The following is a 9,334-nucleotide window of genomic DNA, read 5'->3' as shown; positions in this document are numbered from 1 at the left end:
AGGGATCGCTGATGACTAATACCAATCTTATTGATGAAACTGGCAAAGTGCTCAATCCGGCGACACCTGAAGAAATTAAATATGCCTCTGATAAGCTGGTGAAAGGTGATTTGCCTGCCGGACAGAATGCTGCAACCGGTTTATTAACGGCATGGGGTGCAGGTGCAACTACAGTTGTGGCACCTGTTCTTTTGCCTGCTACAGCAACGGCGGGAAGTGTTATCGGCGCGGGTGCAATTGGTGGTTCAGCGAACATATTTAATCAGCTGAATGGTGACGGGCCATTCAGTGCCACAGATGCACTTATAGCCACAGGTATAAGTGGATTAACGCAGGGTAAAGGGTTCTGGTTCACTGAAGTGGCAAGTATTACTGGAGCGTATGCGGGGGCTAAAATACAGGGAAAAGATGCGCTTCCGGCTGTGATCGGCGCGGGTTTTGGTACGGCTATAGGTTCTGCTGGCGGTAAATCAGTAGAAATTGGAAACAAATACTATCCTCTAGTATCAGATAAAACAGCTGGCATGGTGGGAGCTATTGGTGGTTCGATCGCCAGTGAAATAACCGGCAGTAAAACTGAAAGCAAGCTGAAAGAAGCAGGGGATAATAAATGAAACAGAGTAATTATGGATTAACAACGCTGTTGATCTTATTATTATCCTTCGTCACTATTATGACCTTAGTCGTTTTATCTGGATGCCTGTGTGCTTCCTTTTTGGTCTATTTGAAAAGTGGAGCTTTCATTTTTGGTTGGCAAGATGACGTGCTTTTCTCAATAAAAAAGGGGTTGATAACAGGCATACCTGTTGGTACAGGCATATGGATATTGTCTAAGCTTAAAGAAAATAAAACATCACATTTAGACTGATGTTGAGAATAACTTCCTGCTCCCTGCCGCGCCGGTTGTCCCCGTTGCGCCGCCTGCTGGCGGTAATGGTGAGGTGAAACCGGGCAACGGATGCAACGGGGCATCAGTCTGCGTGATGACCAAACCGGACGGCAGCGTTGAGGAGACGCCGCCGATTACCGACGGACCGTCCATCGTGGAAGCGCGCGATGAGGCCGCAAAAGCACGCGATCCGAACGTGGCGAAGGAGCTGGGCGGTGCCGGATCGGGAACGCCGGGCGGCTGGGAGCCGCAGGACGAGGAGAATGGGCGGAAGAGCACATCGTCAGATGCTTCTAACAATATTGGAAAGTGGTCTGTTGATGAATTATCTAATGGAGCGAAGCATATTGATCCAGCTTCGAAAAAAGGTGACTTAACACTGGCTGGCAGGGCACTTCAAAAACATGGTAGCCGCCCTGGAAGTGCTTTCCCATCAGCTAAAGGCAACCCATCATCAATAAATGAGCAAGGACAGAAAATAGTCGATAGAATCTTAAACGATCCTAATAAGACCATCATTCAAAGCAATACAGGGCGTTATGGTCAAGTAACAGATATATTCTCATCCAATGGGCAAGGGCTTCGCTATGATGCCCAAGGAAAATTGATAGGGTTTTTGGAGCCACCAAAATGAAAAATAAACTTCATGCGCAGCTAGCAAGCTTGTCAGATAGAGAAAATGTTGTTTACGAAATCTATTTGGATACAGATCAAGTTGCAGAAATATCTAATGAGCCGGATGAAGAAATGCGGATCGAAATTTTTAATTGTCCAAACGCTCAAGGTTGGAACTTTGACTTTAATGAGTTCACTAACTTACTTGAACAAGCCAATAAAAATCTGAAATAATTAAAATCCCGCCCTTTACCGGCGGGATTTTACTTTAAACCAGTCCGCTACTCCTCACCGGCCAGCCGGATGATCAACTGGCCCGGCCCGGCGATCACCTCGATCTTCTGCCCGGTCTCAAAACCCAGCGTCGTCATCCAGCGGCCCTTGAGAGTAATGGACGGCGATGCTTCAAACTTCCGCTGATCCCGGATATAGCCCACGGTGTAACGGCAGGTTGTGGGTGTGCGGGTCTCTGGCTTATGATGTTGCGCAGCCATATCAACTACTCCTGTTAGTTGGTTGTGGTCAGCGGGCTGGGGTGTTCCAGCACCTCAGTTCCGCGTCTGTTAACTACTCTGTTTTACCTGTCACGTTATCCAGCATCTCCGTCACAAACTTCTGCTTCGTCATCGGCATCGGCCGGATCGCGTCGATCTGTTGCTCCAGTCGTGATGCCGGGCCACGCTTCGATGTTCTTCTGACAGGCAGGCCCAGCAGTTCATCCAGCGACAGGTTCAGGATCTGTGCCAGCAGGCAGCAGAGCGCGGGCGGCAGCTTTACCTTTGGCTCAATGACCGTCTCGGCCAGCGTGAACCTGAGCCGTGACAACATGCACAGCCGCTGGCAGAGCGTGGCGGCGCAGACGGGCGTCTTTGCCGGGAAAGGCGGCTTTGATATCCTCACCGGCCAGCACACGCAGCTGGACGGGGCGGTGATGGCCTCGACGGCAGACGGCAGCCTGAACAAACTGGACACCGGCACGCTGGGCTTCAGCGACATTCATAATCACGCAGACTATAAGACGCAGCATCAGAGCGTGGGCCTCAGCACCGGGGGCAGCATTGGCAGTCAGTTTGCCGGAAATCTGGCGAACGGGATGCTGGCGGGGCTGAACAGCAGCGGCCGCGCGGACTCGGTGACGAAAGCGGCGGTAGGTGAAGGCCGCCTCGTGATACGTGACCAGGCAAAGCAGCAGCAGGACGTGACGGCGCTGAGGCGTGACACGGCGGGAGCGAACCCGGGGCTGGAAAAAATCTTCAGTAAGGAGAAGGAACAGCGGCGACAGCAGCAGGCGCAGCTCATCGGGGAAATCGGCAGCCAGGCAGCGGATATCGCGAGGACGCAGGGCGATATCAACGGACTGGAAGAAGCGAAGAAAAAGCATCCCGGCCTGAGCGCGGAAGAGCTGCGTAAGACCGACACCTACAAAGCCGAAATGGCGAAGTACGGTACGGGAAGCGCCATCCAGCAGGGTATTCAGGCAGCGACAGCGGCGGTGCAGGGGCTTGCGGGCGGAAATATCGCCCAGGCGGTGAGCGGCGCGGCAGCACCGTATCTGGCAGAAGTCATCAAACAGTACGCGCCGGATGAAGCCAGTCGGGTAATGGCACATGCTGCGGTAGCCGGGGTGATAGCAGCAGCGCAGGGTAACTCAGCGGCGGCAGGTGCAGCGGGTGCTGCGACCACGGCGGCAATGGGCGAAGCCATCAAAACCGCGCTGTACGGTGATGTGCCGGTCAGCCAGCTGAGCGAGGAGCAGAAACAGACGCTGGTCGCGCTGGGAACGGTCGCAGCGGGTCTTGCGGGCGGCCTGGCAGGAGACAGCGCGGCGGATGCCGTAGCCGGGGCGCAGGCAGGCCAGAACGAAATCAGCAATAATATGGTTGGCATGGGCATGTTGCAGCAGATGCTGGCGCAGGAGACGCTGAATTCGGCGGCAATGGCCGAAGCGGGCAAAGGCGGCGCGAACGAGCAGGCGGCGCTGGCGCTGACGAAAGCCGTGAAGGAAGGACTGAGCGCAAGCTGCCTGGCAAATGATGCCTGTGTGCTGATGGCGGTGGTTGCGGCTCAGAGCCATCAACACGCGAATGGAGCAGGCAGTAAAACCGAAACCGTGCCGGTGAATGACGATCTGACAGGCGGGAAACTGGTTAGTCCGGCTCAGGATGAGAATAAAGGCACAACGCTGATCACGCCGGATCAGTCAGGCGATCAGAAAGCGGAGAATACCGGGAATACGGAAGGTGTGCCGGATACGGGCGGAAATACCACAGTAACACCGATCCCGGATGGGCCGAATAAGGATGATTTGGCTTATTTGGCAGAAGGTAGAGATAACAGACTACCTATCCCTGAACCTACCGTTGCAAGCAATGGATTAAAAGTTGAATCAAATACTAAACATACTCCTGGCGCTCAGGGTTTTAGGCCCAATGCAGGTGTTGAACCAAAAAATTCCTTAGAGTTATTTGGAAATTCAGTATCAATTGATGGGAATAAAGCTCGTTATAGTATGGGGGCCGATGGTTCTATTCATCGTTATTTTCCTGATAACACGGGAACCTATCATTGGTCTGGAAGTACTGGTGATTCAAAAAATCCGATGCAGTTAGATAATAAAACCAAAGCCCAATTACGCAAGCAAGAAGGTTGGAAAATTAAATGATAATTGGTGATCCTTATCAAATTGCTATACAAGTGGAGCAGGTAGATGTTTTATGCTCTCCTAGCGGAATTTTTAATTTTATTATTAATGATTTATTAATTCCTGGGAAAGGAGTGACAGTCGATCTTTATATTGTGATATCTTCATTGAAAGAAAGCTTGGAAGCAGGACTTAAAGAAATCAATGAAGATATTGGTAATATGTCTATAGGGAAAATGGATTTTTCTGAAGGAACACCTGAAAAGTTAATACCATTAAATGTTGCGGAATTATATGATTACGGATGTAATTTTTGGTTAGGATTTGACGGGAATGAAGATCGTCTAATCTATACCTTAGATTTCGAAAATAGTTTTGCCGAGAATCGTTACCCAAGAGGGACGATAGAGAAATTGATCAGGGCATTGCCTTTGGCAGACACGTTAATTATGGAAAAAATTAACGATATTATAATTACAAAAATAAATTAACCTGCATATGCAGTAATTTAAATCCCGGCCAGATGGCCGGGATTCTACTTTAATCCTTTCAGCTACTTCCTGTCGGCCAGCCGGATGATCAACTGGCCCGGCCCGGCGATGACCTTGATCAGATATTTGATAAGGAGCAGGAGCAGGAGCGGCTGAAGGAGGCGCAGCTCATCGGGGAAATCGGCAGCCAGGCAGCGGATATCGCGAGGACGCAGGGCGAACTCGAAGGGCTGAAGGCGAAAACGGACCCGGCGGCGCTGGCGGCGGCGGGAGAAGCGCTGGCCGGGAAAGGCAACCTGAATCCTGCCGCCAGTGAGATAATGCAGCAGGCTTATAATACGGCGATGGCGCCTTACGGCACGAGAAGTGCGCTGCAACAGGGGATGCAGGCGGCCACAGCGGCGGTGCAGGGACTGGCGGGCGGTAATATGGCGCAAGCGATAAGCGGTGCGGCCGCGCCGTATCTGGCAGAGCAGATACATAAGCTGACGGAGGGCAATCAGGAGGCGAAGGCGATGGCCCATGCGGTTGTCGGGGCGGTAGCGTCGTATGCGTCAGGCAACAGCGCGCTGGCGGGAGCAGCGGGAGCGGTGAGCGGCGAGCTGATGGCGCGGGTGGTGATGAAGCAGCTGTATCCGGGTAAGGAAGTGGATGACCTGACGGAGACGGAAAAGCAGAAGATCAGCGCGCTGGGCACGCTGGCGGCGGGCCTTGCCGGCGGCCTGGCTGGTGACAGCACGGCAGCGGCAATCACCGGTGCGCAGGCCGGGAAGAACGCGGTTGAGAATAACTTCCTGCTCCCTGCCGCGCCGGTTGTCCCCGTTGCGCCGCCTGCTGGCGGTAATGGTGAGGTGAATCCGGGCAACGGATGCAACGGTGCGTCAGTCTGCGTGATGACGAAACCGGACGGCAGCGTTGAGGAAACGCCGCCCTTTACAGACGGCCCGTCCATCGTGGAAGCGCGCGATGAGGCCGCAAAAGCACGCGATCCGAACGTGGCGAAAGAGCTGAGTGAGGCGGAGAAGGCGGAGCTGGGCGGTGCCGGATCGGGAACGCCGGGCGGCTGGGAACCACAGGATGAAGAGAATGCGCGGGATAAGGGAAACAATCAAAACAATAACTTTGATCGTTTCAATAAAGATGATCTTATTTCTTCAGCCAATGAACCAATTAACGAATAAGGTTTATCAGCGGCAGCCAGAGCATGGGAAAAACATGCTGGTAGGCCTGGAGGGGTTTTTGAACCATTAAAAGGAAACCCAACTCAAAAAAGCGAAGCAGCAAATCAGTTTGTAAATGAGGTTTTAAATAACAAAAATACTATAAAAACGGACCTTTCCAGAGGCGGAGTAGAATACAGGCTTCCTGATGGTAGAGGAGTTCGCTACAACTCAGATGGTTCTTTTTCTGGTTTCTTAGATCCTAAAAAGCCGAGATAAAAATATGAATGATGATTTTGAAATAACTTTTTTCAGTGATTCCAGCTATGAAGAAATTACAGCAGAAATCTCTTACAAGGGGCAGATACTTTGTCAACTAAACAAGGACAAAGGCCCTGATAATATTGAGATCGAGTTTTTCTCAGATGCCAGAATATTAGCTGAAAAAAACGCGATGAAATTTAATCTAAGTAGTTTTTTACATATATTAACGGAAGCAACAGAAGAACTGAAAATATCTTAACCATATAAAATCCCAACCCTCTCGGTTGGGATTTTACTATATGTACCAGATAGTTAACCGCCCTCAGCCAGCCGGATGATCAGCTGCCCCGGCCCGGCGATCGCCTCGATCGTCTGCCCGGTTTCAAACCCCAGCGCCGCCATCCATCGGCCCTTCAGGGTGATGGAGGGCGATGCCTCAAACTTCCGTTGATTCCGGATATAGCCCACGGTGTAATGGCGGGTTGTGGGTGCCTCTGGCTTATGATGTTGCGCAGCCATAATCAACGTATCGGCTGAGCCGTGACGTGGAGAAGGCGAATCCGGGGCTGGAGCAAATCTTCGACCGGGAGAAAGAGCAGCAGCGGCTGAAGGAAGCGCAGCTCATCGGTGAAATCGGCAGCCAGGCGGCAGATATCGCGCGGACGCAGGAGAAAATCGCGGCGACGAAGCAGGCGAATGAAAGGCTGGCGTCAGCGACAGAGGCGGAGAGGGGGGCGGCGAAAGCGGCGTGGGAGAAAGCCCATCCGGGCAGGACGGCGACGGCTGAATATATCAGCGGCCAGCTGTATCAGGACTACTATACTCAGGCGTACAGAGAAAACGGGCAGAGCACGGGCGGCAGGGTGCAGCAGGCGATACAGGCGGTAACGGCGGCGATGCAGGGGCTGGCGGGCGGCAACCTGGCGCAGGCGGTAAGCGGCGAGCTGATGGCGCAGGTGGTGATGAAGCAGCTGTATCCGGGTAAGGAAGTCGGTGAGCTGACGGAAACGGAGAAGCAGACGATAAGCGCGCTGGGTACGCTGGCGGCGGGGCTGGCGGGCGGGAATACCGCCAGTGCGGTGGCCGGGGCGCAGACCGGGAAGAATGCGGTTGAGAATAATGCGCTGGGCGCGGCAGCCGGTTCAGATCTGGGGTTCTGGTTAGGGAAAACACCGGACGCAACAGCAGAGGATAAAGCGAAAGTGGCTGGCGATATAGCGAAGGGTAATGCGCTGGGCGCGGCAGCCGGTTCAGATCTGGGGTTCTGGTTAGGGAAAACACCTGATGCAACAACAGAGGATAAAGCGAAAGTGGCGGGCGATATAGCGAAGGGTAATGCGATTGTATCAGCAGGAGTAGCCAGTACAGTAGGGGTTGGTGCCTTAACGGCAGAACAGGCTGCGATGTGGGCGTTAGGAGCCGGATCGAATATGGGGATACAATATGCAACCACCGGGGAGGTCAATCCGGTTAACTCTGTTATCGCTGGCTGGGTTAACGTCATCACTATGGGGCAGGGCTGGAAAGGTACGGTTGCCTGGAATTCTGCGGGCGGAGCTTTTGAGCAATGCCATAAACAAAGACGATCCCCTCACAGGGGCAATTACAAATGGCGCAGGGGCTTTGGCTGGATATGGAATTGGTAATTATGTGGCGAAACCTATTGTAAATACAGCCAGTAAGTTGATTACCGGGGGCTGGAATCCTAAATTTAATCCTGATTTACTGAAATATACTGAAGTCAAAGGGCAGTTAGGTATCTCCAAAGAAATGGTACCGAGTAAGATTCCTGAGGCGATAGGAAACGTCACAGGTTCCTTAAGTTCCGAATATGGCAGTGCTGAGGCTCAGAAGATTATTGATAAGGTCAGCAAATGAACCCCCCGCTTGATGTTTTAAAAAGAGAACTTATTGTAAGTTTTTGTATATTTTTTTACTTGCATATTATCTGTAATTATCGCTGGATTATTGGTACAACTGTTTTTTGTCACGATTTTGTGGGTTTTAACAGACGAGTTTGGATTAACATGGAATGATTTTTTACAAGGAGTAAAGATCGGTGGTGTTGGAGGGGGATATTGGGATTAGGTATAGTGTTATTACGCCTATTTAAAGTTAAAGGTTTTTAAATTTTACTGAAATGATCCCAGCCTTTGTGGCTGGGATTGATGTTGACAATAATCATCTTAATGGTCTGGATGGCTTTGGCACAGGTTTCTGGAACAATGTCCAGGTTCAGGGGCGCTGGGTAACTGGATTGATGACAAAGATCCACTGTCTGGTGCGCTTATAAATGGCACCGGTTCAGGTATTGGCTACGGCATTGGTAAAGGACTCTCATGGGGTGTTAATGCTGGAGCAAATTGGTGGAAAGGTGGCTGAGATCCGAAGTTTAATCCTGTTCTGCAAAAATATGCTGAGATTAAAGGTGATTTTGGTATCTCAAAAGAAGTAACACCGAGTAACATTCCAGGCAGTTTTGGTGACATAGGAGCATCTTTCTCTTCCGAGTATGGCGGGAAAAAACTTGAACCAATCATTGAGGACAAATTGAAATGAAACCCTTCAATGAGAAAATATCAAACCTGCTGATTCTATTTGTCGCCTGTATACTGGGGGTTACTGTTAATTCCCTGTGTATAGCCTTGTCTACAGACGTTTTAGTTTTGATCCTAACAGGATCTTTCGATTTGAAAAAAGCCGGTATATTCAAAACCATTAAAAATGGTTGTGTGATTGGTACTTTCACTGGTGTGGTTTTTGTTATTGCCAGATTATTTAAACTAAAAAGGTTTTAGAACGAAGATAAGGTAAAACTTCATCCTCAATAGTTGGGGTTGTCGTTGAGAATAAATCGCTGTCCGGTCTGGACAGGTTCGATACCACAGGCGGCAATAAAAGAAGCCTGTAGCGTCGAAACACCAATATCAGTGAAATAACTATAGCTACGATGCGAACACATTGCCCGGCGGAGTTCTGTCTGAAGCGATGGTGATTTCTGAAGTTATTAGTAGTGGCGTCAGATAAAGTTGATTAATCTGCGTGAGATAATACAAAAAATGATACCAAAATATGGTCAGGACCTGGAGATTTTAGATGATCCACGCAGGGGATTAGGTAAAGAGAAAGTGGCGTGCGACATGGTAATAGATTTATGGAATAACATACTCTCATTACCGAAAAGCCAGGCTGCTGGCATTATTCGCATGGTGATGGCTGCCGAAAGCGACTAATTAAGGCAATAGCTATAACCTGCCCTCAGCGGCTTGCTATC

12 protein-coding genes and 3 pseudogenes are annotated in these 9,334 nt (G+C 50.7%); 11 read left to right on the top strand and 4 right to left on the bottom strand.

Features of this window, described 5'->3' with window-relative positions; genetic code table 11:
- The first annotated feature begins 11 nt into the window (after nucleotides 1-11).
- The 4 genes from ACQE32_RS07210 (at nucleotide 12) to ACQE32_RS07195 (ending at nucleotide 1,738) form a co-directional block, all read left to right on the top strand.
- Nucleotides 12-614: a hypothetical protein gene (locus tag ACQE32_RS07210; RefSeq protein ID WP_426981172.1), complete on the top strand. Its 603-nt coding sequence runs from the start codon at nucleotides 12-14 to the stop codon at nucleotides 612-614.
- Nucleotides 611-868, top strand: a complete 258-nt coding sequence (locus tag ACQE32_RS07205) for an immunity protein (RefSeq protein WP_426981173.1) — start codon at nucleotides 611-613, stop codon at nucleotides 866-868. Before ACQE32_RS07210 ends, ACQE32_RS07205 begins: the two co-directional genes overlap by 4 nt.
- A 112-nt stretch (nucleotides 869-980) precedes the next feature.
- Entirely contained in the window at nucleotides 981-1,523 is a 543-nt protein-coding gene (locus tag ACQE32_RS07200; protein ID WP_426981174.1) for a hypothetical protein, read from the top strand.
- Entirely contained in the window at nucleotides 1,520-1,738 is a 219-nt protein-coding gene (locus ACQE32_RS07195) for a hypothetical protein (protein WP_426981175.1), read from the top strand. The genes ACQE32_RS07200 and ACQE32_RS07195 overlap by 4 nt, the downstream gene beginning before the upstream one ends.
- Before the next feature lie 47 nt (nucleotides 1,739-1,785).
- Here ACQE32_RS07195 and ACQE32_RS07190 read toward each other — a convergent pair whose 3' ends face one another.
- Both ACQE32_RS07190 and ACQE32_RS07185 read right to left on the bottom strand, forming a co-directional pair.
- The gene (locus tag ACQE32_RS07190; protein ID WP_426981176.1) at nucleotides 1,786-1,998 is read right to left on the bottom strand and encodes a SymE family type I addiction module toxin; all 213 of its coding nucleotides are present in this window, start codon (nucleotides 1,996-1,998) and stop codon (nucleotides 1,786-1,788) included.
- Nucleotides 1,999-2,071: 73 nt separating this feature from the next.
- A pseudogene (locus ACQE32_RS07185) lies at nucleotides 2,072-2,266 on the bottom strand (transcriptional regulator); the annotation flags it as partial.
- Nucleotides 2,267-2,330: 64 nt separating this feature from the next.
- Here ACQE32_RS07185 and ACQE32_RS07180 point away from each other — a divergent pair.
- Together ACQE32_RS07180 and ACQE32_RS07175 are read left to right on the top strand one after the other, a co-directional pair.
- Nucleotides 2,331-4,166 carry a VENN motif pre-toxin domain-containing protein gene (locus ACQE32_RS07180; RefSeq protein WP_427021566.1) on the top strand — a complete coding sequence of 612 codons (1,836 nt, stop codon included), beginning with the start codon at nucleotides 2,331-2,333 and terminating at the stop codon, nucleotides 4,164-4,166.
- Nucleotides 4,163-4,636 (top strand): Imm42 family immunity protein, encoded by a 474-nt coding sequence (locus ACQE32_RS07175; RefSeq protein WP_427021565.1) that lies wholly within the window; start codon nucleotides 4,163-4,165, stop codon nucleotides 4,634-4,636. The genes ACQE32_RS07180 and ACQE32_RS07175 overlap by 4 nt, the downstream gene beginning before the upstream one ends.
- A gap of 62 nt (nucleotides 4,637-4,698) precedes the next feature.
- Here ACQE32_RS07175 and ACQE32_RS07170 read toward each other — a convergent pair whose 3' ends face one another.
- Entirely contained in the window at nucleotides 4,699-5,013 is a 315-nt protein-coding gene (locus ACQE32_RS07170; RefSeq protein ID WP_427021564.1) for a hypothetical protein, read from the bottom strand.
- Nucleotides 5,014-5,019: 6 nt separating this feature from the next.
- On the opposite strand from ACQE32_RS07170, the gene ACQE32_RS07165 reads away from it, so the two are divergent.
- Nucleotides 5,020-5,817, top strand: coding sequence for a VENN motif pre-toxin domain-containing protein (locus ACQE32_RS07165; protein WP_427021563.1), 798 nt, complete (start codon nucleotides 5,020-5,022; stop codon nucleotides 5,815-5,817).
- 262 nt (nucleotides 5,818-6,079) lie between these two features.
- Complete coding sequence (locus ACQE32_RS07160) at nucleotides 6,080-6,319, top strand: hypothetical protein (protein ID WP_427021562.1); 240 nt, start codon at nucleotides 6,080-6,082, stop codon at nucleotides 6,317-6,319.
- 53 nt (nucleotides 6,320-6,372) lie between these two features.
- Here ACQE32_RS07160 and ACQE32_RS07155 read toward each other — a convergent pair whose 3' ends face one another.
- Nucleotides 6,373-6,579 (bottom strand): SymE family type I addiction module toxin, encoded by a 207-nt coding sequence (locus ACQE32_RS07155; protein WP_427021561.1) that lies wholly within the window; start codon nucleotides 6,577-6,579, stop codon nucleotides 6,373-6,375.
- 332 nt (nucleotides 6,580-6,911) lie between these two features.
- Here ACQE32_RS07155 and ACQE32_RS07150 point away from each other — a divergent pair.
- The 3 genes and pseudogenes from ACQE32_RS07150 to ACQE32_RS07140 form a co-directional block, all read left to right on the top strand.
- Nucleotides 6,912-7,938 (top strand): annotated as a pseudogene (locus ACQE32_RS07150) (VENN motif pre-toxin domain-containing protein); the annotation flags it as partial.
- A 360-nt stretch (nucleotides 7,939-8,298) separates the two neighbouring features.
- Nucleotides 8,299-8,619, top strand: a pseudogene (locus tag ACQE32_RS07145) (VENN motif pre-toxin domain-containing protein); the annotation flags it as partial.
- The gene (locus ACQE32_RS07140; RefSeq protein WP_427021560.1) at nucleotides 8,616-8,858 is read left to right on the top strand and encodes a hypothetical protein; all 243 of its coding nucleotides are present in this window, start codon (nucleotides 8,616-8,618) and stop codon (nucleotides 8,856-8,858) included. The pseudogene ACQE32_RS07145 and the gene ACQE32_RS07140, both read left to right, overlap by 4 nt.
- The last annotated feature ends 476 nt before the right edge of the window (nucleotides 8,859-9,334 follow it).

The sequence above is a fragment of the Pantoea sp. FN0302 genome (assembly GCF_050113775.1).
GTDB lineage: Bacteria > Pseudomonadota > Gammaproteobacteria > Enterobacterales > Enterobacteriaceae > Mixta > Mixta alhagi.
This window is presented reverse-complemented; position numbering and strand designations above follow the sequence as displayed.